The 24804-nt window shown below is 63.3% G+C and carries 20 protein-coding genes; 13 read left to right on the plus strand and 7 right to left on the minus strand.

What is annotated here, in order from left to right; translation table 11 throughout:
- Positions 1 to 14 precede the first annotated feature (14 nt).
- Positions 15 to 2294, minus strand: coding sequence for an NADP-dependent malic enzyme (locus JG747_RS00945; RefSeq protein WP_202360971.1), 2280 nt, complete (start codon positions 2292 to 2294; stop codon positions 15 to 17).
- 214 nt (positions 2295 to 2508) lie between these two features.
- On the opposite strand from JG747_RS00945, the gene mutS reads away from it, so the two are divergent.
- Entirely contained in the window at positions 2509 to 5235 is a 2727-nt protein-coding gene (gene mutS / locus JG747_RS00950) for a DNA mismatch repair protein MutS (RefSeq protein ID WP_202360972.1), read from the plus strand.
- Here the strand turns inward: mutS and JG747_RS00955 are convergent, their stop codons facing one another.
- The 3 genes from JG747_RS00955 to JG747_RS00965 form a co-directional block, all read right to left on the minus strand.
- On the minus strand, positions 5236 to 6081 hold the full coding sequence (locus JG747_RS00955) for an aldo/keto reductase (protein WP_019862898.1): 846 nt from the start codon (positions 6079 to 6081) through the stop codon (positions 5236 to 5238). It abuts the gene before it with no gap.
- 89 nt (positions 6082 to 6170) lie between these two features.
- A complete protein-coding gene (gene copM, locus JG747_RS00960; protein WP_038651818.1) occupies positions 6171 to 6560 on the minus strand; it encodes a CopM family metallochaperone in 390 nt (129 codons plus the stop codon).
- Between the two features lie 43 nt (positions 6561 to 6603).
- Positions 6604 to 9123: a heavy metal translocating P-type ATPase gene (locus JG747_RS00965; RefSeq protein WP_202360973.1), complete on the minus strand. Its 2520-nt coding sequence runs from the start codon at positions 9121 to 9123 to the stop codon at positions 6604 to 6606.
- 305 nt (positions 9124 to 9428) lie between these two features.
- Between JG747_RS00965 and JG747_RS00970 the strand changes: the two genes are divergently transcribed.
- The 8 genes from JG747_RS00970 (at position 9429) to JG747_RS01005 (ending at position 19468) form a co-directional block, all read left to right on the plus strand.
- Positions 9429 to 10226: a glycosyltransferase family 25 protein gene (locus JG747_RS00970; protein ID WP_064984498.1), complete on the plus strand. Its 798-nt coding sequence runs from the start codon at positions 9429 to 9431 to the stop codon at positions 10224 to 10226.
- A gap of 90 nt (positions 10227 to 10316) precedes the next feature.
- Entirely contained in the window at positions 10317 to 13118 is a 2802-nt protein-coding gene (locus JG747_RS00975) for a [protein-PII] uridylyltransferase (protein ID WP_019862894.1), read from the plus strand.
- A gap of 46 nt (positions 13119 to 13164) precedes the next feature.
- On the plus strand, positions 13165 to 14745 hold the full coding sequence (gene murJ, locus JG747_RS00980; RefSeq protein ID WP_019862893.1) for a murein biosynthesis integral membrane protein MurJ: 1581 nt from the start codon (positions 13165 to 13167) through the stop codon (positions 14743 to 14745).
- Positions 14746 to 14926: 181 nt separating this feature from the next.
- Positions 14927 to 15457 (plus strand): dTDP-4-dehydrorhamnose 3,5-epimerase family protein, encoded by a 531-nt coding sequence (locus JG747_RS00985; protein WP_202360974.1) that lies wholly within the window; start codon positions 14927 to 14929, stop codon positions 15455 to 15457.
- A 1-nt stretch (position 15458) separates the two neighbouring features.
- On the plus strand, positions 15459 to 16760 hold the full coding sequence (locus JG747_RS00990) for a glycosyltransferase family 2 protein (RefSeq protein ID WP_202360975.1): 1302 nt from the start codon (positions 15459 to 15461) through the stop codon (positions 16758 to 16760).
- A 151-nt stretch (positions 16761 to 16911) separates the two neighbouring features.
- Entirely contained in the window at positions 16912 to 17979 is a 1068-nt protein-coding gene (gene trpS / locus JG747_RS00995) for a tryptophan--tRNA ligase (RefSeq protein ID WP_202360976.1), read from the plus strand.
- Between the two features lie 281 nt (positions 17980 to 18260).
- On the plus strand, positions 18261 to 18752 hold the full coding sequence (locus JG747_RS01000) for a universal stress protein (protein ID WP_010913128.1): 492 nt from the start codon (positions 18261 to 18263) through the stop codon (positions 18750 to 18752).
- Positions 18753 to 18898: 146 nt separating this feature from the next.
- Positions 18899 to 19468 carry a NifU family protein gene (locus JG747_RS01005; protein WP_019862888.1) on the plus strand — a complete coding sequence of 190 codons (570 nt, stop codon included), beginning with the start codon at positions 18899 to 18901 and terminating at the stop codon, positions 19466 to 19468.
- A gap of 152 nt (positions 19469 to 19620) precedes the next feature.
- Here the strand turns inward: JG747_RS01005 and JG747_RS01010 are convergent, their stop codons facing one another.
- Complete coding sequence (locus JG747_RS01010; RefSeq protein WP_019862886.1) at positions 19621 to 20238, minus strand: L,D-transpeptidase; 618 nt, start codon at positions 20236 to 20238, stop codon at positions 19621 to 19623.
- 226 nt (positions 20239 to 20464) lie between these two features.
- On the opposite strand from JG747_RS01010, the gene cueR reads away from it, so the two are divergent.
- The 3 genes from cueR to JG747_RS01025 all read left to right on the plus strand — a co-directional run bounded on the left by cueR (position 20465) and on the right by JG747_RS01025 (position 22361).
- Entirely contained in the window at positions 20465 to 20887 is a 423-nt protein-coding gene (cueR, locus tag JG747_RS01015; RefSeq protein WP_202362213.1) for a Cu(I)-responsive transcriptional regulator, read from the plus strand.
- Between the two features lie 171 nt (positions 20888 to 21058).
- Positions 21059 to 21391, plus strand: a complete 333-nt coding sequence (locus tag JG747_RS01020; protein WP_202360977.1) for a sunset domain-containing protein — start codon at positions 21059 to 21061, stop codon at positions 21389 to 21391.
- Positions 21392 to 22193: 802 nt separating this feature from the next.
- Positions 22194 to 22361 (plus strand): hypothetical protein, encoded by a 168-nt coding sequence (locus JG747_RS01025; protein ID WP_019862884.1) that lies wholly within the window; start codon positions 22194 to 22196, stop codon positions 22359 to 22361.
- Positions 22362 to 22434: 73 nt separating this feature from the next.
- On the opposite strand, the gene JG747_RS01030 is transcribed toward JG747_RS01025, so the two are convergent.
- Positions 22435 to 22821 carry a hypothetical protein gene (locus tag JG747_RS01030; RefSeq protein ID WP_202360978.1) on the minus strand — a complete coding sequence of 129 codons (387 nt, stop codon included), beginning with the start codon at positions 22819 to 22821 and terminating at the stop codon, positions 22435 to 22437.
- Positions 22822 to 22978: 157 nt separating this feature from the next.
- Between JG747_RS01030 and JG747_RS01035 the strand changes: the two genes are divergently transcribed.
- Positions 22979 to 23479, plus strand: coding sequence for an MmcB family DNA repair protein (locus tag JG747_RS01035; protein ID WP_167470424.1), 501 nt, complete (start codon positions 22979 to 22981; stop codon positions 23477 to 23479).
- Between the two features lie 17 nt (positions 23480 to 23496).
- On the opposite strand, the gene nhaA is transcribed toward JG747_RS01035, so the two are convergent.
- Complete coding sequence (nhaA, locus tag JG747_RS01040) at positions 23497 to 24693, minus strand: Na+/H+ antiporter NhaA (protein WP_202360979.1); 1197 nt, start codon at positions 24691 to 24693, stop codon at positions 23497 to 23499.
- Between the last annotated feature and the right edge of the window lie 111 nt (positions 24694 to 24804).

Genomic DNA, 24804 nt, shown 5'->3' on the forward strand with positions numbered 1-24804 from the left:
ACGCGGACCGGCCCTCAAGTCCCCGCCGTGTACGCCGCGATCGCCGCCATGTTGACGATGTCCGAGTCCTTGGCGTTCAGCGAGACGATCTGCACCGGCTTGTTCAGGCCGACCAGCAACGGGCCGATGACCGTCGAGCCGCCGAGTTCCTGCAGCATCTTGGTCGAGATCGAGGCCGAGTGGAAGGCCGGCATGATCAGCACATTGGCCGGGCCGGTGAGGCGGATGAATGGGTATTGCGCCATGGCGCGGGCATTCAGCGCGACGTCGGCGGCCATTTCGCCGTCATATTCGAAATCGACGCGGCGCTTGTCGAGGATGCGCACGGCTTCCTGGACGCGTTCGGAGCGCTCACCCTGGGGGTGGCCGAAGGTGGAATAGGCGAGCATGGCGAGCCTCGGCTCGTAGCCCATGCGGCGGGCAAAGCCAGCCGCTTCCTCGGCGATATCGGCGATCTGCTCGGCATTCGGCATGTCGTGCACGGCGGTGTCGGCGACCAGCACGGTCTTGCCCCGCGCAAGCACGATCGAGACGCCGATGACGCGGTGGCCGGGCTTGGCGTCGATGACGCGGCGGATGTCGTCGAGCGCGGTGGAATAGTTACGGGTCACGCCGGTGACGATGCCGTCGGCGTCGCCCAGCGCCACCATGCAGGCGGCGAAATGGTTGCGGTCGTTGTTGATCAGGCGCTGGCAGTCGCGGAACAGGAAGCCTTTGCGCTGCATGCGCTGGTAGAGATAGTCGGTGTAGATGCCGTTGCGGCGCGACAGCCTTGCATTGATGATCTCGATGCCTTGCTTGTTCAGGTCGATGCCGGCGTGCTTGGCGTTTTCCTTGATGACGTCGTCGCGGCCGAGCAGGATGGCGGTGCCGAGGCGCTGGTTCACATAGGAGACGGCAGCGCGCATCACCTGCTCCTCCTCGCCCTCGGCGAAGACGATGCGCTTGGGCTGGCGGCGGACGCGGTCGTAGATGCGCTGCAGGGTCGAGGCGATCGGGTCGCGGCGAGCCGACAGTTCCTGCGCATAGCGGTCGAGGTCGAGGATCGGCTTGCGGGCGACGCCCGACTCCATAGCTGCCTTGGCAACCGCCAGCGGAATGGCGGAGATCAGCCGCGGGTCGAACGGTACCGGAATGATGTAGTTGGGCCCGAATTTCGGCCGGTTGCCCTGATAGGCGGCGGCGACGTCGTCGGGCACGTCCTGGCGCGCCAGTTCGGCCAGCGCGCGGGCCGCGGCGATCTTCATGTCGTCATTGATGGTGGTCGCCCGTACATCCAGCGCGCCGCGGAAGATGTAGGGGAAGCCGAGCACGTTGTTGACCTGGTTCGGATAGTCCGAACGGCCCGTCGCCATGATGGCGTCGGTGCGGATCTCGGCCACTTCCTCCGGCGTGATTTCCGGATCGGGATTGGCCATGGCGAAGATGATCGGGTTCTTGGCCATCGATTGCACCATGGCGGTGGTCAGCGCGCCCTTGGCCGAGAGGCCGAGGAAGACGTCTGCGCCGTCGAGCGCCTCGGCAAGGCTGCGTGCCTCGGTTTTCACCGCATGCGCCGACTTCCACTGGTTCATGCCTTCGGTGCGGCCCTGGAAGACCACGCCCTTGGTGTCGCACAGGATGATGTTTTCGGGTGCGAAGCCCATCGCCTTCATCAGCTCGATGCAGGCGATGCCGGCGGCACCCGCGCCGTTGCAGACCAGCCTGGTGGTCTTCATGTCGCGGCCGGTGATCTCCAGCGCGTTGATCAGGCCGGCGGCCGAGATGATGGCGGTGCCGTGCTGGTCGTCGTGGAAGACCGGGATGTCCATCAGCTCGCGCAGGCGCTGCTCGATGATGAAACACTCCGGCGCCTTGATATCCTCGAGGTTGATGCCGCCGAAGGACGGCCCGAGGAAGCGCACGCAGTTGATAAACTCGTCGGCATCCTCGGTGTCGACCTCGAGGTCGATGGAATCGACATCGGCGAAGCGCTTGAACAGCACCGCCTTGCCCTCCATCACCGGCTTGGAGGCCAGCGCACCGAGATTGCCGAGGCCAAGGATGGCGGTGCCGTTGGAGATGACGGCCACCATGTTGCCGCGCGTCGTATAGTCGAAGGCGCGGCTGGGATCCTCGGCGATGGCGCGCACCGGCACGGCGACGCCTGGCGAATAGGCGAGGCTCAGATCGCGCTGCGTCGTCATCGGCTTGGTGGCGACGATCTCCAGCTTGCCAGGCCGGCCCATCGCATGGAATTCGAGCGCTTCCTGCGCGCTGACGGACGGACCGTTGTTCTCGGTTTTCCTGGCCATGATGCTTTTGATTTCCTCGCCGGTGCAGCACCTCCTTGAAGCGGGTGCTTTGTTTCGGTCCGAATTAAGACCACGCGCCGCCGCGTGTAAACCGCCAGCGCGCGGGAATCGCAGGCCGAAGGACAATTGCGTGCAAACGATCGCCTCGGTCTTCCCCTGCTTTTCGAAGCTCCGGCATTAAACCCGGCCAACACATCTGCTAGCGTGCCGCGCCATGAACATGCACCTAGCGAATGAGCCCGACGCCCCCGAGGTGATGACGCCGCCGCCCGGCACGGCCGCCGTCACGCCGATGATGGAGCAGTTCATCGAGATCAAGGCGGCGAACCCGGATTCGCTCTTGTTCTACCGCATGGGCGATTTCTACGAGCTGTTCTTCGACGACGCCGAAAAGGCGAGCCGGGCGCTGGGCATCGTCCTGACCAAGCGCGGCAAGCACCAGGGCCACGATATCCCGATGTGCGGCGTGCCGGTGCATGCGGCCGACGACTATCTGCAGAAGCTGATCGGCCAGGGATTCCGCGTCGCCGTCTGCGAGCAGATCGAGGATCCGGCTGAGGCCAAGAAACGCGGTTCCAAATCGGTGGTGCGCCGCGACGTGGTGCGGCTGGTGACGCCGGGCACCATCACCGAGGACAAATTGCTGGCGCCGTCGGAATCGAGCTTCCTGATGGCGCTGGGCCGGGTGAAGGGCGGCAGCGACCAATCCTTCGCAATTGCCTGGATCGACATCTCGACCGGCGCCTTCCGCGTTGCCGAGACCACCGCCGACCGGCTGCTGGCCGACATTTTCCGTGTCGATCCGCGCGAGCTGATCGTCGCCGAGCCGGTGTTCCATGATCCCGAACTGAGGCCGGTGTTCGACGTGCTCGGCCGCGTCGCAAATCCACAGCCGCCGTCGCTGTTCGATTCTGCCTCGGCCACCGGGCGCATCGCCCGCTTCTTCGACGTGGCGACGCCGGACAGTTTCGGCACGTTCTCGCGCGCCGAACTGTCGGCGATCTCGGGCGCCATCGCCTATGTCGAGAAGACGCAGAAGGCCGAGCGGCCGCCTTTGTCGCGGCCGGAGCGCGAGGAGCAGGGCTCGACCCTGTTCATCGATCCGGCGACGCGCGGCAATCTCGAACTCTTACGCACGCTGTCCGGCAGCCGCGAGGGCTCGCTGTTCAAGGCGATCGACCGCACGGTGACCGGCGGCGGCGCAAGGCTGCTCGCCGACCGGTTGATGGCGCCGCTGACCGACCCGGCGGCGATTGGCGCACGCCTGGACTCGGTGTCGTTCTTCCGCTCCGAAACCCGGCTTTGCCAGGCGGTGCGGACGAGCCTGAAAAGCGTCGCCGACATGCCGCGTGCGCTGTCCCGGCTGGCGCTCAACCGCGGTGGCCCGCGCGACCTCGGCGCACTACGCGCCGGTTTCGAGGCGGCCGGCGCCATCGTCGAAATCTTCGCCGCAACCGCCCTGCCCCAGGAACTGGCGGACGCGATGGCCGCCATCCAGGCACTGCCGCAGGCGCTTGCCCAGCATCTGACGCAGGCGCTCGGCGAGGAATTGCCGCTGCTCAAGCGCGACGGCGGCTTCCTGCGCGGCGGCTACCACCCGGAACTCGACGAGATGCGGGCGTTGCGCGACGAATCGCGAAAAGTGATCGCCGGGCTGGAGCGCTCGCTGATCGAGGAGACCGGCATCCGTTCCCTGAAGATCCGGCACAACAATGTGCTGGGTTACTACATCGAGGTGACCGCCAACCATCATGCGATCATGACCGGCAGCGATGGCGCCAAGGCGCGCTTCATCCACCGCCAGACCATGGCCAATGCCATGCGCTTCACCACGACGGAGCTTGCCGAACTCGAGACCAAGATCGCCAACGCGGCAGACCGGGCGCTCAGCATCGAACTGGCGGCGTTCGATGCGCTGACGGCGCAAGCCGTCGGCGAGGCGGAAAAGATCCGTGCCGGCGCCGATGCGCTGGCAGCGATCGATGTCTCGGCGGCACTGGCGCTGCTTTCGGAAAGCGAAGCCTGGTGCCGGCCGGTGGTGGATTCCAGCCTTGCCTTCGAAATCTCCGGCGGCCGGCATCCGGTTGTCGAGCAGGCCTTGCGCCGTTCCGGCGACGGGCCGTTCGTCGCCAATGATTGCGACCTGTCGCCGGAGGGGAACGCCAAGAACGGCGCGATCTGGCTGCTGACCGGCCCGAACATGGGCGGTAAATCGACGTTCCTGCGGCAGAACGCGCTGATCGCCATCCTGGCCCAGACCGGCTCCTTCGTGCCGGCAACATCGGCCCATATCGGCGTCGTCGACCGGCTGTTCTCGCGAGTCGGCGCCTCGGACGATCTGGCGCGCGGCCGTTCGACCTTCATGGTCGAGATGGTCGAGACGGCGGCGATCCTCAACCAGGCCGGCGAACGGGCGCTGGTGATCCTCGACGAGATCGGCCGCGGCACCGCCACCTTCGACGGCCTGTCGATCGCCTGGGCGGCGGTGGAGTACCTGCATGAGAAGAACCGCTGCCGGGCGATCTTCGCCACCCATTTCCACGAAATGACCTCGCTCGCCGGCAAGCTGGCGCGGCTCCACAACGTCACCATGCGGGTCAAGGAATGGGAAGGCGACGTCGTCTTCCTGCACGAGGTCGGCAAGGGTGCCGCCGACCGCTCCTATGGCGTGCAGGTGGCGCGGCTCGCCGGCCTGCCGGAAGCGGTGGTCGACCGGGCCAAGCAGGTGCTGCACCAGTTGGAGGAAGGCGAGGTTTCCGGCAAGACCAACCGGCTGGTCGACGACCTGCCGCTGTTTTCCGTGGCCATGAAGCGGGAGGCGCCGAAGCCGGTGAAGAGCGACGCGCTCGGCGCCGCGCTGGGCGAGATCAACCCCGACGAGATGACGCCGAGGGAAGCGCTGGAAGCGCTTTACCGGCTGAAGGGACTGGCGGGGAAGTAATTAGATCATCTCCAGCCCACGCTTGCGCGTCGGTGGCGGGAACGCACGGTCGAGATCGGCGAGATCCCCAGCTGTGAGCTTTATGTCGAGCGCCGCAAAATTCTGGCGGACGTGCTCCTGGCTGCTGGCTTTCGGAATGGCGATGACGCCTTCCTGCTGCATCACCCAGGCCAGGGCGATTTGTGCCGCGGTCGCATTGTGGCGGGCGGCGACGGCGTCAAGCCCAGTATTGCGTGCCAGCGCGCCCTGCTCGACCGGCGAATAGGCCATCAAAGGGATGCCGCGCTTGCGGCTCCAGGGCGCCAGATCGAATTCGGGGCCACGTCGGACCAGATTGTAAAGCACCTGGTTGGTCTGGACGTTGCCACCGTCGGGCAAACCGGCCAGGTCCTCCATGTCCTCGGTGTCGAAATTGCTGACGCCCCAATGGCGGATCTTGCCGGCCCTCCTCAAGGCCTCGAAGGCTTCGACCGTCTCCGCCAAAGGCACGCTGCCCGGCCAATGCAGGAGATAGAGATCGATGCGGTCGGTGCGCAGGCGCTTCAGGCTGTTCTCGCAGGCGCGCTGCACGCCGGCGCGCGACGCGTTCGATGGCAGAACTTTCGAGACCACGAAGACCTCGGCGCGGCGCCCGGCAATGGCTTGCGCCACCACTTCCTCGGCGCCGCCGCTGGCATACATTTCGGCGGTGTCGATCAGCGTGAGGCCAAGATCGAGGCCGAGTTTGAGAGCGTTGACCTCATCGGCACGGCGACGCGAATCCTCACCCATCTTCCACGTGCCCTGGCCGAGCACTTGAATGGCTTCGCCAGAAGGCAGCGTGGTGGTTCTGATGGTGGATGGCATGGCAGGCTCCGTTTGAGGCCGAATCGCATCACAGGGCGGGCGAGAGAATCCAGAGGCGTTCTCGCCCAAATCTCCCCGTCGCGAAAGGCTCACTTCACTGGATGCGCGGCGAGCCAATCCTGCATCTGCTTGATCTCGGCTTCCTGCGCGGCGATGACGCCTTCGGCGAGCTTGCGGATTTCCGGGTCCTTACCGTTGGCAAGCTCGACCTTGGCCATGTCGATGGCGCCCTGGTGGTGCGGGATCATGCCCCTGATAAAATCGACATCGGCATTGCCGGTGTATTTGACCATCATGTCCTTGTGCATCTTGTCCATCGCCTTCTTGTAGCCAACGGTGGCAGGGCTTTGCGCACCCATCGACATGCCAGCCATGTCGTGTTTCATCTCTTCGCTCTGCGCCGGAACGCTTTCGAGGAAGACGGCGAGCAGCATTCCCGCCGCCATCAGCAAAAGCACGAGTTTCTTGGCCAAGGTCATTCATGGTCTCCTGTTGGTTGAGTTTCGTATTTGGGGGTTTGGATCAGAGTTTCAACGTTCGCAGCCGCAATGCGTTGGCGATGACCGAGACGGAAGACAGGCTCATCGCCGCTGCCGCCAGCATCGGCGACAAAAGCATGCCGGTGAGCGGATAGAGCACGCCTGCGGCGACGGGCACGCCAAGGACATTGTAGAGGAAGGCGAAGAACAGGTTCTGGCGGATGTTGCCGATCGTCGCCTGGGCCAGCGTGCGGGCGCGCACGATGCCGTTGAGGTCGCCCTTGACCAAAGTGATGCCGGCGCTTTCGACCGCGACATCGGCGCCGGTGCCCATGGCGATGCCGACATCGGCGCTGGCCAAGGCCGGCGCATCGTTGACGCCGTCGCCGGCCATGGCGACGCCGGCGCCCCTGCCGCGCAGTTCCTCGACCAGGGCTGCCTTCTGTTCCGGCAACAGGCCGGCGCGAACCTCGTCGATGCCGAGGCTTTTGGCGATTGCGTTGGCCGTGCGCTCATTGTCGCCGGTCGCCATGATGATCCTGAGTCCGCTGTCATGCAGCGCCTTGATCGCCTCGGCGGTCGTCGCCTTGATGGGATCGGCGACGGCGACGATGCCGGCCAGTCTGCCGCCGACAGCGACGAACATCGCCGTCTTGCCATCGCCCTGCAGCGCTTCTGCGCCGGCCGAAACGGCGGAAACGTCAACGCCGAGATCGCCCATCATCGCGGCATTGCCGAGCGCGACGGCCTTACCCGACACCGTGCCGGAAACACCCTTGCCGGTAACCGCCTCGAAATCGCCGGCGTCGGTGACGGTCGCACCGCGCGCCGCGGCGCCCTCGACGATGGCGTCGGCCAGCGGATGTTCCGAGCCCTTCTCCAGGCTCGCGGCGAGCCCCAGCAATTCGTCTTCGGAAAAGCCGGTTGCCACGACGACATCCGTCAGTTTCGGTCTGCCCTCGGTCAGCGTGCCGGTCTTGTCGACGATCAGCGTGTCGACGGAGGCGAAGCGTTCGAGCGCGGCGGCTTCCTTGATCAGCACGCCAGCATGCGCCCCGCGTCCGGTGGCGGTCATGATCGACATCGGCGTGGCGAGGCCAAGCGCACAGGGACAGGCGATGATCAGCACCGAGACCGCCGAGACGATGGCGAAGATCAGGCTGGGCTCGGGGCCGAAGACGGCCCAGGCGATGAAGGCCACAACGGCGACAAGGACGACGGCCGGGACAAAGTAGAAGGAAACGCGGTCTGCCAGCCCCTGGATCGGCGCGCGCGAGCGCTGTGCCTTGGCGACGAGTTCGACGATGCGCGCCAGCGTGGTCTCTGCGCCGATCCGTTCGGCACGCATGATCAGCGAACCTTGTTTGTTGAGCGTGCCGCCGGTGAGAGCGTCGCCCTCGGCCTTTTCGACCGGCAGCGGCTCGCCCGTGATCATCGATTCGTCGATGGAGGAGCGGCCTTCGAGCACCGTGCCGTCGACCGGCACGGCATCACCGGGCCGGATACGCAGGCGATCGCCAGCCTTGACGCTGTTCAGCGGCACATCGGCCTCGGAACCGTCTTCGGCCATACGGCGCGCGGTCTTCGGCGCCAGATCGAGCAAGGCGCGGATTGCCGACCCGGTCTTTTCGCGGGCACGCAATTCCAGCACCTGGCCGAGGAAAACCAGCGCGACAATAACGGCGGCGGCCTCGAAATAGACCGGCACCGCGCCGCCATGGCCGCGGAACTGATGCGGGAAGATGTCCGGAAACAGGGTGGCGACGACGCTGTAGATGTAGGCCGCGCCGACGCCTAGCGAAATCAGCGTCCACATGTTGGGGCTGCGGTTGAGGACAGACTCCCAGCCACGGTGGAAGAAGGGAAAAGCGGCCCAGAGCACCACCGGGCTTGCCAGGAGCAATTCTATCCAGACCTTTGTGCGATCATCGACCCAGCTTTCGAACGACACTCCAATCATTGGCGCCATCGCGACGATCAGAAGCGGGATCGACAGGACTGCGCTGACCCAGAACCGCCTGGTGAAATCGACCAGTTCGGGATTTGGCCCTTCATCGCCCGATGGCACGCCCATCGGCTCAAGCGCCATGCCACAGATCGGGCAGGAGCCGGGCTTGTCGCGGACGATTTCGGGATGCATCGGGCAGGTGTACTGCGTGCCCTTGGGCGCGGGCGGCGGTGCCGGCCTGTCGCCGAGATAAGTCTGCGGTGCCGCCTCGAATTTCGCCTTGCAGCCGGCGGAACAGAAATAGAAGCCCTGGCCTTCATGGCGCACGAAGTGCCTGGCTGTGGCACGGTCGACGCTCATGCCACAGACGGGGTCGGTGGCCGTGAGGTATTGTTCCGGCTCGGCCTGGAATTTCGAACGGCAGCGCTCGCTGCAGAAATGGTAGAGGCGACCGCCATGCTCCGATGTCGGCTTGCCGACGGCTGGATCCACGGTCATGCCGCAGACCGGATCGCGCAGAACGGCTGCAGTATCGGCGCCTTTCGGCGCGCAACAACTGCCGTGCGCGCCTTGTGCGTGGTGATCGCCGCGATGGTCATGGTCTGGGTGCGTCATTCCAAAATGCCTCTATGCCTCTGCCTGATCGCGGAGGTAGTGCTTCCAGTAACTGGAAGGTCAAGGGCTGTTCCGATTTTTTCGTTTCTGGCCCGGCATTGGCCGCTCACCCTGTACCAGGTGGCTACATCGTGTCGAAGCAAATGGCACGCGACGTCCTCTGTTGGCTCTGCCATTGCGGCATGATATCCACCCGAGAAAGATCAACAAACCATAGCATCACCTGTGCTTGAAGGCTCCCGCGGTGCTTGGCGGTTCCCGCCGGTTCGCTGGAAGCAAGGGTTTTGAAAAAATAGCTCGTGAAAATGAAGCGTCTGGTCATCAACCTCGATCGATCTCCCGAGCGGCTTGCCCACATGTCGAGGGAATTCGCCCGCATCGGCGTTGGGTTCGAACGGGTCGCGGGGGTCGATGGCAAGGAACATCCCGACCTGATTCTGCAGCCGCAGCACGCAATACACGCCACCCGGCCGCTCTCCGGCAGCGAAATCGCCTGCCTGCACAGTCATCGAGCCTGCTGGACGATCATTGCCCAGGATGAGGCCCCATACGGCGCCGTGTTCGAGGACGACATGGTCTTCTCCAGTAGGGCCGGGGCGTTGCTGGGCGATACGAGTTGGGTGCCGGCGGACGCCGATGTCGTGAAGCTCGAGACATTCTTCTCCACAACCGTGATCCAGAGGAGAAGGACCTCTGCCGGACATGGTTTTTCCATGGCCCGGCTCCGCAAGGGCCATCCGGGGGCCGGTGGTTATCTGCTCTCGCGGCGGACGGCGCGCGACTTTCTGGAGGCAACGGCGCAGGTCAGCATTGCTACCGATGATCTCATCTTCAACCCCGTCATGTCGGCCGGCAAGACCATCTACCAACTTGTTCCGGCGCTCTGCGCACAGGATCAATTCGTCGACGGAAGGCTGCCAAGCCTGCTTGACCACGAACGCGATGCCGCGCGGACCGCTAGCGGGCTTATGACAAGGCAGAGGAAGCCGATGACCGTGAGAATCAGCAGAGAGGCCGGGCGAACCGCACGGTGGATCGCCGATTTCTGCAGATTCCGGCAACGGATCGTCGTTCCCATCGATCCGATCGAGGCAACGGACTAGCCCGCTTGCCGGGCCATCAGAAGGCCCCATACCCAGCGCCGCGAAAACACGCTATAGACGCCGCCCAAATGGCAAGGCCGACTGATACCTATGGCGAAAATCTCCCTGAAGCTCGATGAACTGATCGACGGCGAAGCCTTGCGCCGCGAGATGACCGCGCTGACGACGGCCACGGCGGGTGACGGTTCGGGAGCCGCCGCTCGCGCCGGTGTGCTGCAGCTTCTCAAGGCCCGGCTCGCCGAAGGCCGGAGGATTGCCGAGGCCATGCTGAAGGAGGATGGCGGCGGCAATGCCTGCGCCGAGCGATTGTCGCATCTGATGGATGAGCTGATCCGGGCGCTTTACGATTTCGCGGCGACGCATGTGTACCGCGTGAAGAACCGTTCGTCGGCCGAACGCATGGCCGTCGTGGCGGTCGGCGGCTATGGCCGCGGCACGCTGGCGCCGGGATCCGACATCGATCTTCTGTTCCTCTTGCCCTACAAGCAGACACCATGGGGCGAGCAGACCGTCGAATACATGCTCTACATGCTGTGGGATCTCGGCCTAAAGGTCGGCCACGCCACCCGCAACATCGACGAGTGCCTGCGGCTGTCGCGCACCGACATCACCATCCGCACCTCGATCCTGGAAGCGCGCTTCCTGTGGGGCGAACGCAAGCTCTATGACGAGTTGATGCTGCGCTTCGACCACGAGGTGGTGCGCACGACCGGCCCGGAATATGTCCAGGCCAAGCTCGCCGAGCGCGACGAGCGCCATGCCAAGGCCGGCGAAAGCCGCTACCTGGTCGAACCCAACGTCAAGGACGGCAAGGGCGGCCTGCGCGACCTGCAGACGCTGTTCTGGATCGGCAAATACTTCTACCGGGTGCGCACCGGCGAGGAACTGGTCGAAAAGGGCGTCTTCACCGAGGCCGAGTACCGCGAGTTCCAGAAGGCCGAGGACTTCCTGTGGGCGGTGCGCTGCCACATGCATTTCCTCACCGGCAAGGCCGAAGAGCGGCTGCATTTCGACATCCAGCGCGAGATCGCCGAGCGGCTCGGCTACACCACCCATCCCGGCCTGTCGGCGGTCGAGCGCTTCATGAAACACTATTTCCTTGTCGCCAAGGATGTCGGCGACCTGACCCGCATCTTTTGCGCGGCGCTCGAGGAGGAACAGGCCAAGCACGTTCCCGGCTTCAATCGCATCTTCCTCACCTTCCAGCGCCGCAAGCGCAAGCTTGCCGGCACGTCCGATTTCATTGTCGACAACCACCGCATCAACATCGCCGACGATCAGGTGTTCGAGCGCGATCCGGTCAATCTGCTCAGGCTGTTCTGGTTCGCAGACAAGCACGGGCTGGAATTCCACCCCGATGCGCTGAAGCTGCTCACCCGCTCGCTCGGCCTGGTCAACAAATCGCTGCGGCGCGACGAAGAGGCCAACCGGCTGTTCCTCGACATATTGACCTCCGACCGCAATGCCGAACTCAATCTGCGGCGCATGAACGAGGCGGGGCTGCTGGGCAGGCTGATCCCCGATTTCGGCAAGATCGTCGCCATGATGCAGTTCTCGATGTACCACCACTACACGGTCGACGAGCACCTGATCCGCTGCATCGGCGTGTTGGCCGAGATCGAGCGCGGCGATGGCGAAAAGGTGCATCCGCTGTCGCATTCGCTGATGCCCGGCCTGAAGAAGAGCCGCGAGGCGCTTTATGTCGCCGTCTTGCTGCACGACATCGCCAAGGGCAGGCCGGAGGACCATTCCGAGGCCGGCGCCCGCATCGCACGGCGCATCTGCCCGCATATGGGGATGTCGGCGGCGGACACGGAAACCGTCGCCTGGCTGGTCGAGAACCATCTCGTCATGTCGATGACGGCGCAGACCCGCGACCTCAACGACCGCAAGACCATCGAGGATTTCGCCTCGATCGTGCAGTCGGTCGAGCGGCTGAAGCTCTTGTTGATCCTCACTGTCTGCGACATCAGGGGCGTCGGGCCGGGTGTGTGGAACGGCTGGAAGGGCCAGTTGCTGCGCACGCTCTACTACGAGACCGAACTGCTGCTGACCGGGGGTTTCTCGGAAGTGTCGCGCGCCCAGCGCACGGCGGCGGCGCGCGAACGCCTGGCCGAGGCACTCGCGGACTGGTCCGACAAGGACCGCAAGCGCTATGTCGGGCTGCACTACGAGAATTATCTGCTCACGGTCGACCTGCCGGATCAGCTGCGCCACGCCGAATTCGTCCGCGAGGCCGACGCGGCCGGCAAGAAGCTCGCCACCATGGTCAAGACCCACCAGTTCGAGGCGGTGACCGAAATCACCGTGCTGGCGCAGGACCACCCCCGCCTTCTGTCGGTCATTGCCGGGGCATGCGTCGGCGCCGGCGGCAATATCGTCGACGCGCAGATCTTCACCACCGCCGACGGCCGCGCGCTCGACACCATCCTGATTTCGAGGGAATTCGACCGTGACGAGGACGAACGCCGTCGTGCCGAGCGTGTCGGCCGGCTGATCGAGGACGTGCTGTCGGGCAAGAGCTGGCTGCCGGAGATGATCGAGAAGCGCACCAAGCCAAAGCGCGGCGCCAAGGTGTTCAAGATCCCGCCACGCGCCGAAATCCGCAACGCGCTGTCGAACCGGTTTTCGGTCATCGAGGTCGAGGGGCTCGACCGCCCGGGCCTGCTGTCTGAGATCACCGGCACGCTGTCCGACCTGTCGCTCGACATTGCCTCGGCGCACATCACCACTTTCGGCGAAAAGGTCATCGACACCTTCTATGTGACAGACCTCACCGGCCAGAAGATCGACAACCCGACCCGCATCGCCACCATCCGCAACCGGCTGATGGCAGCGCTCGAAGGCATCGCGCCCGAACGCGGCGGCAAGGCCAAGGCGGCGGCCGAGTGACAACCTCCATCACTTTGTCCCAATTCCGCAGGCAGTTCCCAAAAGCATGAGCCTCGTCAAGAAATTCGCAACGGTCGCTTCCGGCACGCTGATGAGCCGCGCGCTTGGTTTCGGCCGCGAGATGCTGATGGCGGCAGCGCTCGGCACCGGACCGGTGGCCGACGCCTTTAACGCCGCCTTCCAGTTCCCCAACACCTTTCGCCGGCTGTTTGCCGAAGGCGCGTTCAACGCCGCCTTCGTGCCGCTGTTTGCCAAGGAGATCGAAACGCACGGCACCGACGGGGCCAAGCGTTTTTCCGAGGAAGTGTTCGGCGTGCTGTTCTCGGCGCTGCTGGCGCTGACCATCGCCATGGAACTGGCGATGCCGCTGATCGTGCGCTACCTGGTGGCGCCGGGCTTTGCCGACACGCCGGGCAAATTCGAGACGACCGTCCTGCTGGCGACGATCATGTTCCCCTATCTCATCTGCATGTCGCTCGCGGCCATGATGGCCGGCATGCTGAATTCGCTGCGCCGCTATTTCGCGGCGGCGATCGCGCCCGCTTTCCTCAACATCATCCTGATCAGCGTGCTTGGCTATGCCTGGTATCACGGGCTGGATGCGCATGCCGTGGGCTTCAGCCTGTCCTGGGGCGTGCTGGCGGCGGGGCTCGTGCAGCTCGCCATCGTCTGGGTGGCGGTGCGCAATGCCGGCATCTCGATCGGCTTCCGCCGGCCGAAGATGACGCCGAACGTCAAGCGCCTGCTGATCCTGGCCCTGCCGGCGGCGATCACCGGCGGCATCACCCAGATCAACCAGCTGATCGGCACGGCGATCGCGTCGGCGCAGGACAGTGCGGTGTCCTCGCTCGCCTATGCCGACCGCGTCTATCAGCTGCCGCTCGGTGTCGTCGGCGTGGCGGTGGCGATCGTGCTGTTGCCCGAACTGTCGCGGGCGCTGAAATCGGGCAATCTCATCGAGGCCGCCAATCTGCAGAACCGCTCCGTCGAGTTCACTCTGTTCATGACCTTGCCGGCGGCGGCGGCGCTCTGGGTGATGTCGGAGCCGATCGTGCGGCTGGTCTATGAGCGCGGCGCGTTTGCCGCCAACCATTCGACCCCGACCGTGGCGGCGATCCTGGCGATCTTCGGCCTTGGCCTGCCGGCCTTCGTGCTGATCAAGGCCTTCACCCCGGGCTATTTCGCCCGCGAGGACACGCGCACGCCGATGATCTTCGCCGCCATCTCGGTGGCGGTGAACGTCGCCACCGCGCTGACGCTGTTTCCCAGGATGGGCGCACCCGGCATTGCGGTGGCCTCGGCCGTGGCCGGCTGGGTCAACGCGCTGATGCTGCTTGCGGTCTTGATCCGGCGCGGCCATTGGGGCCGCGACGTGCCCCTCCTGAAGCGCATTCCCCGGCTGGTGCTGTCGGCGGCGGTGATGGCGGTGGCGCTGTATTTCGCCGAGCACTGGCTGGCCGTCAGGCTCGGTCCCGGCTCGCCGCTGGTCGTCAAGGCGACGACGCTGCTGGCACTGGTGGCCGGCGGGGCGTTGCTCTACTTCGTCACCGCCTTTGCCACCGGCGGCGCCGATTTCGGCATGATCCGGAGAAACATCGGGCGTAAGGGATCGCCGCCTGTCGGCTGACGATCCCCGGACTCTTGATACTACCGGATGCCGTTCGACCGCCTTAATCCCCGTTGATATGCGAGAATCCCTGTGGATATGCGAGCGCTGAGGCGCCATCGCTTCCTCGTGTATTGCCTTTGGCGCCGACTGACAGCAGGACAAGCCTAGATTGCATTTGCCGCTAACGTTGGAGGGCTCGATGGACAGGCTGTCACTCGAAGATTTTGTTGATGACCAGCCTTGGGAAGACGACGTTCCGCTTCTGGAAGATACTTCCAGTGAAAATCCGATAGCGGGCGTGCGAATGCAGCGGCTGGTTACAAGGGGCGACAAGCGTGGCGAGCTTACGGTCCTCATGTCGGCACTGGTGGAGCCCATAAGCCCGCCGCCACATGTCTATCTGGTATCGGCCGAGGCGGGATCGATCAGGGCGTGGGTCTATCACAAGCGACAGTTCGACCGGCTCGCCTATACAAATGGCGACCTGAGGGTCGTGCTCTACGATCTGCGCGAGGATAGTCCGACCTACGAAAAACTGAAGGTCCTCGACGTCGGCGCGGCAAACAAGATCCTGCTGACGATTCCGCCCTATGTCGTTCACGGGATTCAGAATCGGGGCAGGAGCACCGCGACATTCATCAACATGCCGACAACCGTCTACGATCCTAAGCATCCGGACAAATCACGAATCCCCTTCGATCATCCGGGCATCCCTTACAAATTCGGATAACATGACCACGTTTTCCGTCATCATGGCCACCTACAATCGCGGCAGGCATATTCTTCCGTCGATCCAATCGGTGCTGAGCCAGACCTGTCGGGACTTCGAGCTGTTGGTGGTAGGCGATTGCTGCACTGACGATACCGCGGATGCGGTTCGGGCGCTCGCGTCTCCGCAAATCCGCTGGTTGAACCTGCCCGAGCGCGGCGGCAGCCAAGCCTTCCCCAACAATGCGGGCATAGAGATGTCGTGCGGGCGATATATTGCCTATCTCGGTCATGACGATATCTGGGCTCCGGACCATCTCCAGGCACTGGCAGATCTTTTCGGGCACAGCCCGCAGCCGGACTTTGTCGTGAGCGGCGCGATATTTCATGGCCCCAGGGCAAGCAATTTCCGGTGGGTGACCGGCATCTTCGACGAATCGGACACCGCTCTCAGGCACTTCTTCCCGCCTTCCAGTTTCGGTCACCGACGCGACGTCGCCGATCGAATTGGGAAATGGCGCCATCCCAAAGAGATCACAGCGCCCGTTGACGCGGATTTCCTTTTGCGGGCGGCAGGGTCCGGGATGAATTTTGTCTCGACACAGCGGATCACCGTCCACAAATTCGCGGCCGGCCACCGCTACCTGAGTTATACGAGCCACACTTCGGACGAGCAGGAGCGAATGGTCCGGCGAATGGCCCGGCCGGGATATAACGGCTTTCTGGCGTCCGAGCTGGCCAAGGCGAAGGCCGCCGGCGCCTACATGGTGGTCGTGCATCCGGATTACGGGCGCTATGAAAATGGTCAGGTTTCGAGTCAGAATGCGATGGCCAAGGGCGTCGTCCGCCCGGATCTGCGCAAGCTCAGACAGCGTGAGGTGATCAAGCAGGACAACTCGCCCAAAGCGCTCGATTGGTTTCCACTCCAAGCGGGCGGCGACTGGGTATTGTGGGTCGGCTGCAATCCGCGCCCAAAGCTGCTTGTGCCGTTCAAATATGCCGGCAAGGCGCGGATTCGCCTGGACATCCGGCACCCTCTACGCGAGGCGCTGACCAAGCTCAAATTGTCCGTAAACGGCCAGCTGGCTGTGGCAAGCCTTTGCAACGTGCGCCAAGAAGGCAACCTCTGGAACGCACAAGCGACGTTTGAAACGGCGCTGCGAAGGGACGATCATACGATCCTGGAGCTTCATCTCACCAGATTGCAAAGACCCGCGGCACGCAACGGCATCGGCGTTGGCGACATAGAGGTGACCCCGTTGGGGTGGCGAAGCATTGTTGCAAAAGGCGCGCGGCTGCTGGCAAAGTTCCGTCCAACCCGCTGATAGCTCTTGCCGGTTTTTCACCCTTCGTCCATAAGCGCGCCGTCGCAAGACTTTCGCCGCGTGCGGTTTCCAGCCGCATGATCGGCTCCAAAAAGTCTGCAACTTTTTGGAATCACGCTTTTACGGCCCTCCACAAGCCATGAGGAAACCTATGTCCGCCTTCAAGCCACTCGTCTTCTCCGGCGTCCAGCCGACCGGCAATCTGCATCTCGGCAACTATCTCGGCGCCATCAAAAAATTCGTCGCCCTGCAAGAAACGTCCGATTGCATCTACTGCGTCGTCGACCTGCATTCGCTGACCGCGCAGCTCGTTTATGACGACCTCGCAGACCAGACGCGCTCGATCACCGCCGCCTTCCTTGCCTCGGGCATCGACCCGAAGAAGCACATCGTCTTCAACCAGTCGCGGGTGATGCAGCATGCCGAGCTCGCCTGGATCTTCAATTGCGTCGCGCGCATCGGCTGGATGAACAAGATGACGCAGTTCAAGGACAAGGCCGGCAAGGACCGCGAAAATGCCTCGCTGGGCCTGCTCGCCTATCCCTCGCTGATGGCTGCCGACATCCTGCTCTACCGCGCCACGCATGTGCCGGTGGGCGAGGACCAGAAGCAGCATCTCGAGCTGACCCGCGACATCGCCCAGAAATTCAACAATGATTTTTCCGACCGCATCGCCAGGCTTGGCGTCGGCGTCGAGATGCAGGTCGGCGAGGAGACGGTGAACGGCTTCTTCCCGATCACCGAGCCGGTGATCGGCGGCCCGGCGGCGCGCATCATGAGCCTGCGCGACGGTTCGAAGAAGATGTCGAAGTCGGATCCGTCGGACCTGTCGCGCATCAACCTGACCGACGATGCCGACACCATCTCGAAAAAGATCCGCAAGGCCAAGACCGATCCAGAGGCTTTGCCGAGCGAAGTCGACGGGCTGGAAAGCCGGCCGGAAGCGGAAAACCTTGTCGGCATCTATGCCGGGCTGGCCGAGATGTCGAAGGCCGACGTGCTGAAGGAATTCGGCGGCCAGCAGTTTTCCGTGTTCAAGCCGGCACTCGCCGACCTTGCGGTGGAGAAGCTGGCGCCGATCGCCGGCGAGATGCGCCGCATCGAAGGCGACCGCGCCTATGTCGACGCGGTGCTCAGGGACGGCGGCGAACGCGCCGGCGTGCTCGCCCAAACGACGATGAAGACGGTGCGCGACATCATCGGGCTGCTTCAGAGCTGATCCGCATCGTCAGTGCAGCGCACCATTCCGGCACAAGACATACTGGCCTAAGGTCGGCGGCTTGCCGCCGGTCGGCGGCGGTGGCAGATTGCGGCCGAAAACGCACTCGCGTCACTGATTTTGAAATCAGCCAGGGTTGGATATCAAGGGCAATGCGAATTTCAAAATCAGGGACACGAGCAAACGATTGATTTCTAGTGTCGTTTTTGATTTCGAAGTTCGCTCGGAGCGCGATATCGAAAGCAGGCGAACTTCGAAATCACGACACTAGGTAGATAGACATGGTCTCCAAACGCCTCAGCCGCGAAGCCGGTCATCGCAGGAAATTCCTGACGATCATCGACGATACGCCCGAGTGCGAGCGCGCCGTCGCCTACGCCTCGAAGCGGGCGCAGAGCACCAGCGGCACGCTGGTGCTGCTCTATGTCATAGTACCGGACGATTTCCAGCATTGGCTGGGCGTCGAGAAGATCATGCGCGAGGAGGCGAACGCCACGGCGCGCGCGGCTCTCGATGGCTATGCCAACAAGGTACGCCAGAAGCTCGGCATCGAGCCGGAGATGGTGGTGCGTGAAGGCAAGCCGACGGAAGAGATCCACAAACTGATCGAGGAAGACCAGGACATCGCCATCCTGGTGCTGGCGGCCGGCGCCGGCAAGGAAGGCCCCGGACCGCTGGTCGGTGCCGTGGCCGGCAAGGGCGCCGCCTTCCCCATTCCGGTCACGGTGGTGCCGCAGAATCTGTCCGACGAGGAGATCGACAGCCTCGCTTGAAGCCCGCCCGGGATTCTGTCCCCCAGCCAGCAAAAACATTCCGCCAGCCAGCCGTTCGGGCGATGCGTTTCGCTTGAATGTCCAGCCGATAAGGCCTATTTAGAACTATTCCAAACTATCTGCCCGTAACGGGCACGGAGACGGCCATGTTCATCCAGACCGAATCGACGCCCAATCCGGCGACGTTGAAATTCCTGCCCGGCAAGGAAGTGCTGATGGAAGGTACCGCCGATTTCCGCGATGCCGACAGTGCGGCAACGGCCTCGCCGCTGGCCGGCCGGCTGTTCGAAATCCCCGGTGTCACCGGCGTCTTCTTCGGCTACGATTTCATCACGGTGACCAAGGACGGCCCCGACTGGCAGCACCTGAAGCCGGCGATCCTCGGCGCCATCATGGAGCACTTCATGTCCGGCGCGCCTGTCATGGCGAAAAGCGGCCCGGCCGCAGAGACCAGCCAGACCGGCGAGTTCTACGACAAGGCGGACGAGGAACTCGTCATCACCATCAAGGAACTGCTCGACACCAGGGTGCGCCCGGCGGTGGCCCAGGATGGCGGCGACATCACCTTCCGCGGCTTCGAGAACGGCACGGTGTTCCTGCATATGAAGGGCGCCTGCGCCGGCTGCCCGTCATCGACGGCGACGCTGAAGCACGGCATCCAGAACCTGCTTCGGCATTTCGTGCCGGAAGTGCAGCAGGTCGAACAGGTCGCCTGACCACCCCCGTTGCCAGCACGATTTCGGTCGTAAAAAACAAAAAACCGGGCCGAATTGCCCGGTTTTCTGTTTGGGACGTCCGTTGTTGCCTAGACGGTCCGCGTACGAACTTGCCTTCTCGTTGGCCATGATCCCGCGAGGGATCCTGGTCCTTACATCACGATGACCTTGGCGCCGACCGAGGCGCGGTCATAGAGATCGATGATGTCCTGGTTCATCAGCCTGATGCAGCCGGACGACATCGCCTTGCCGATCGAATTCCATTCCGGGCTGCCGTGCAGGCGGTAGCCCATGTCGCCGCCCTTGTTGAAGAGATACATGGCGCGCGCGCCAAGTGGGTTCTTCAGGCCCGGCTCCATGCCATTGGCGAACTTCGCCAGTTCCGGCTGGCGCCTGATCATTTCGCGGGGCGGCGTCCAGGTCGGCCATTCGCGCTTCAGCGCGATATGGGCGGTGCCGTGCCATTCGAAGCCTTCGCGACCAACGCCGATGCCGTAGCGGATCGCGAGCCCGTCACCCTCGACGAAGTAGAGATACTTGTTCTGCGTATCGACGATGATGGTGCCTGGCTTTTCCTTGGTGTCGTAGTTCACTTCCTGCCGGTGATACTGCCTCGGCACCTTTTCGATCGGGATGCGCGGCAGTTGGTAGCCAGCATCGGTCACTGCGCCGTAGTCGTTGGAGAAGATCTGCCCGCCGATGGTGCTGCAGCCGGCGATGGCCGTGGACAGCGCCAATGCGGCAATTATTGCAAGCGACTTCATGCGCATGAGATGATCCGGTGCCCTGCCCAAATGTCAGCGGCACGAGTCGGCCGCTTTCTTGCGATCATTCATGCTGGCATTTGCTTTGCTTGCCAAGCGCACGATGCCTATATGCTGGGACTTACGTGCTGGTATGCGTATCAGTATGGCATTTCAGCAACAGCCTTCACCGGATTGTGAAGGAAATTCAATGGGCCTGACTCGCAGGCCCGGCAAAATCGAGGACCACGCCATGAATGTCGGCGATGCCGCCCATCGTTCAGGCCTGCCGGCCAAGACCATTCGCTACTATGAGGAGATCGGTCTGATCGCGCCGGCGCGCGCCGCCAACGGCTACCGCGACTATTCCGGTGACGACATCCATCGGCTGACCTTCCTGCGCCGCGCGCGCAACCTCGGTTTTTCCATCGACGATTGCCGCCAGCTGATGGCGCTGTACCAGGATCGCGGCCGCGCCAGCGCCGACGTGCGCGAGATCGCCGCCGCTCATGTCACGGCCATCGAGGAGAAGGTGCGCGAGCTGCAGTCGATGCGCTCGACCCTGCAGAAACTGATCCACGCCTGCCATGGCGACGAGCGGCCGGATTGCCCGATCCTGGATGACATGGCAGGGGCTGCGGCGCCTGGCGACAAGGCCGTCCCAGCGAGACCATAGCAGACCCTAGCAAGGGATTTTGGGCAGACCACCCAGCGAGATGGCTTCCGGTCATGCGCCGCATTGGGCGCCATTGTTCGCCCTCTACCGGCCAAGACGGCGCGCCATTAAGTTAGGCAATGCTTATAGACTCCTCGCCAGAGCGGCGGCATTCTCCTCTCGGGAGTGGGAGTGGACAAGTCTCGCTACGACAATCGTTCCGACCGCTGGCGAAGGCGTGCCAGGGGTCGTCGGCATTGGCGTCCCTCGCGCAACACCATCTGGTGGACATTGATTGCCGCGGCGATCGCCATCCTGGCCAGCCTGATCGCCGTCAAGGCCGGGCCGCCTCTCGTGGGCTGCAATATCAAGGGAAATATCAGCTACAATACGGGCGAGCGCATCTATCACGTTCCCGGACAGCAATATTACAACGAGACCCGGATCAGCCTGTGGAAGGGCGAACGCTGGTTCTGTTCGGAACAAGAAGCTCGAAAGGCTGGCTGGCGAAAATCAAGATTATGAGAACGTCCGGCCAGGTCCGGTGGAACCAGGGACTTCAGTCTTATTTGCGCGATCGCTAATATACATATAGGTTAATCAGCGCGGGGACAATCACACCCAAAGCCCAAACCCGCAATGGCCGGCGCAGCCCCCTTTAGACCCAAAGCCAAACTGCGCCGGCCATTCCGCCAGGCATATTCCTTACGTCAGCCCTTATATGTCGGCTAACTAAAGTAACGGAACGTCCAATGGACATTTGAGGAACTTAAAAGGTCCCCTCAGACCTTTGTACACCGGCACGCAAGACTTTAGTCTTGCCGCCCTCTAGTGAAGAGCGCAAGTTGATCGCCACGACATAGGGCTCCACAGAGATGAATACCAGACTGCCCCCAGCCGGATATTGCGCGATCACGGAAGGCCCCTAGGGCTGGGGTTCGCCAACCCAATCGGCCGGCAGAGAGCGATTGCGTAATCGACCATTGTTCCACGAGCGATCGTGCCTTGCATGCGCCGCTTGCAACGCACCCCGTAGGAACGACCCGGCACGCTCGCAGTCGGGGGGACATGGGGTCGTGCCGGGTCGTTGCGGGTCAGGCTTTTGGGATCGTCTCCGCACTGCCTAAGCTATATGCATATTAGCCACAGCTCAATTAAGACTGAAGTCCCGCCCACGGATTACCCAGCTGCAGAGAGCAGAACCTGTTCCGTGCTGGTTCACGGGATGAATGTTTGACAGGGCCGATACACCCAAAAGAAGTCAGGATCGGTTCTTGAAGGCTTGATTTGAAGGGCATACCGTCAACCCAATGGGCTTGGTGACACAATGTTGAACGACGAAAAAGACAAGCAGTTTTGGGCTTTGGACCTGGACGCTTTGCGCAAGGCTTTCGACACGTACGTTCAAGAGCACAAAACCACGGCAGCGGAGTGGGGGGAACACGCCAAGCGGTTCCTCGAAAAACAACGCGTTCGTCAGCGCGAATCGAACTGATTCCCGGCGCAGGAGCCGCACCGGTCCTACAGTGGTAGCCATCTCCCTACGGCTGGGTAGCGCTAGATCGAATTTAACTCGTGCCCTTAGGCACGAAGAAACACGTCCATCTTAATCTGTAGTAGGCCTCGAACTTCGTATGGGGAATGATCGTTCGATAGAACGTCATTAAACGCTCACAGAGATGGTAGCGGTCATCAATGGAAACTTGGGCGCGTTCCCTGGGGATAAACCACTCCGGCTCTTGTGGCTCATTGAGATAGGCAGGGCGGGGCAAGCGGACGTAATAGCCGTCTTTGGTCTCTCTCACGGCGCGAGAGTCTATCGGATGGCAATCTTTGTTGCCGCAGCAATCATAGCGCAGAACCGGGTCTTTTTTGCCGGTATACCAATCGTGGGCATCTGCGTCGCCGGCCAAGAGAAGCCATGCCAGCGCGATCCATCCCCGTGGCTGTTTCATGATACCCCTCGCTTTTGAGGGCCAGCATATATTAGCTAAGCCTAATTGTCAGCGGGGATACGCCGGCCCGTCGAGGACCCGGCCAGGTTTGTCAAATATATAATCGCCATCACAAGGCGGGTTCAAACCGTGAACAACATCTGGCATGGTGCCTGCCATGCCGATCATTTCCCCCATCGCAATCAACCCCCTCATCGACGGTCGCCAGTCGGAACGCGCCATGCTGGTGCGGCGCGGCGTGCAGCGGCTGCTCATGGCGATGGGCGCGCATGTGCTGCCTGAACTGTCGCTGGCCACCGGCCGTCGCGCCGACCTCGTGGCGCTGACCCGCCAGGGCGACATCTGGATCATCGAAATCAAATCCTCGATCGAGGATTTCCGGGTCGACCGCAAATGGCCCGACTACCGGCTGCACTCCGACCGCTTCTTCTTCGCCACCCACCCCGGCGTGCCGGCGGAGATCTTTCCGGAGGAGTGCGGCTTCATCCTCTCCGACGGCTATGGCGCCGAAATCCTGCGCGAGGCGCCGGAGCACCGCATGGCGGCGGCAACACGCAAGGCACTGATGCTGCGGATCGCGCGCGCCGGCGCGGCGCGGCTGCTGGCGGCGGAGCTGGCCGGCGTCTCGGTGCCGGCACTCGAGGGGGAGAGCGAGTAGTTCGCGGAACCGCGCCCCTACTCCGTCTCTTCTTCCGCTCCACCCGCGGCCGGCGCCATCAGCAGCACGGCAGCGCCGATGATGGCGGCGATGAAGGAGCCGGCAAGGATGCCGACCTTGACCGCGTCCTGCAGAGCCACATCGCTGGCGAAGGCGAGCAGGCCGATGAACAGGCTCATGGTGAAGCCGATGCCGCAGAGCAGCGAGATGCCGATCATATGCGACCAGCCGGCATGGGCCGGCAGGTCGGCCAGGCCGAGCCTTATGGCAAGTGCCGAGGAGCCGAACACGCCGACCAGCTTGCCGACCACCAGGCCGGCGGCGACGCCCAGCGTCAGCGGCTCTATCAGCGCGCCAAAACTCAGGCCGGCGAGCGAAACGCCGGCATTGGCGAAGCCGAAGATCGGGATGACGAAAAAGGGGACGATTTTGTGCAGGCCGTGCTCGAGCCGGTGCAGCGGCGAATGGTCGAGATCGTGACCGATCCCGGCGGAACGCTCGAGCGGAATGGTCAGCGCGAGCGCAACGCCGGCAAGCGTGGCGTGGACGCCCGATTTCAGCACCAATACCCACAGGATTGCGCCGAGCACGAGATAGGCCACCAGCGTCATCACCCGCATGCGGTTGAGCACGACAAGCACCGCAATGACGGCGAAGGCGGCGCCGAGATAGATGAGCGACAGGCCGCTCGTATAGAAGATGGCGATGATGATGACGGCGCCGAGGTCGTCGATGATGGCGAGCGCGGTCAGGAAGACCTTCAGCGAAGCCGGCACGCGGCTGCCGAGCAGCGACAGCACGCCAAGCGCGAAGGCGATGTCGGTGGCGGTCGGGATCGCCCAGCCGGAGAGTGCCGCCGAATTGTTGCGATTGATGGCGACATAGACCAGCGCCGGAACCACCATGCCGCCGGCCGCCGCGATGCCGGGCAGGACGCGGCGTGGCCAGGTCGACAGCTGGCCGTCCAGCATCTCGCGCTTGATCTCCAGCCCGACGAGCAGGAAGAACACCGCCATCAGCCCGTCATTGACCCAATGCGACACGCTGAGCGGGCCGAGATAGGCATGGAGAACGGAGAAATAGGTTTCGGCAAGCGGTGAGTTGGCGACGATCAAGGCCAGTGCCGCCGCCACCATCAGGATGATGCCGCCGGCCGCCTCGCTGTCGAGGAATTCGCGGAAGACGGAAATCGGCCGCTGCTTCAAATCCTGCATGTCGCCTCCGTTAAACCGCGTCACTTGCGATGATGCTCAAACTCCGGCCTCGGGACAGTATCCGACCGTGCTTGGGCGTCTCAGAGACTGTTTCGAAATTCGCTCTGGCGA

The sequence above is a fragment of the Mesorhizobium sp. 131-3-5 genome, assembly GCF_016756575.1.
GTDB classification, from domain to species: Bacteria; Pseudomonadota; Alphaproteobacteria; order Rhizobiales; family Rhizobiaceae; genus Mesorhizobium; species Mesorhizobium jarvisii.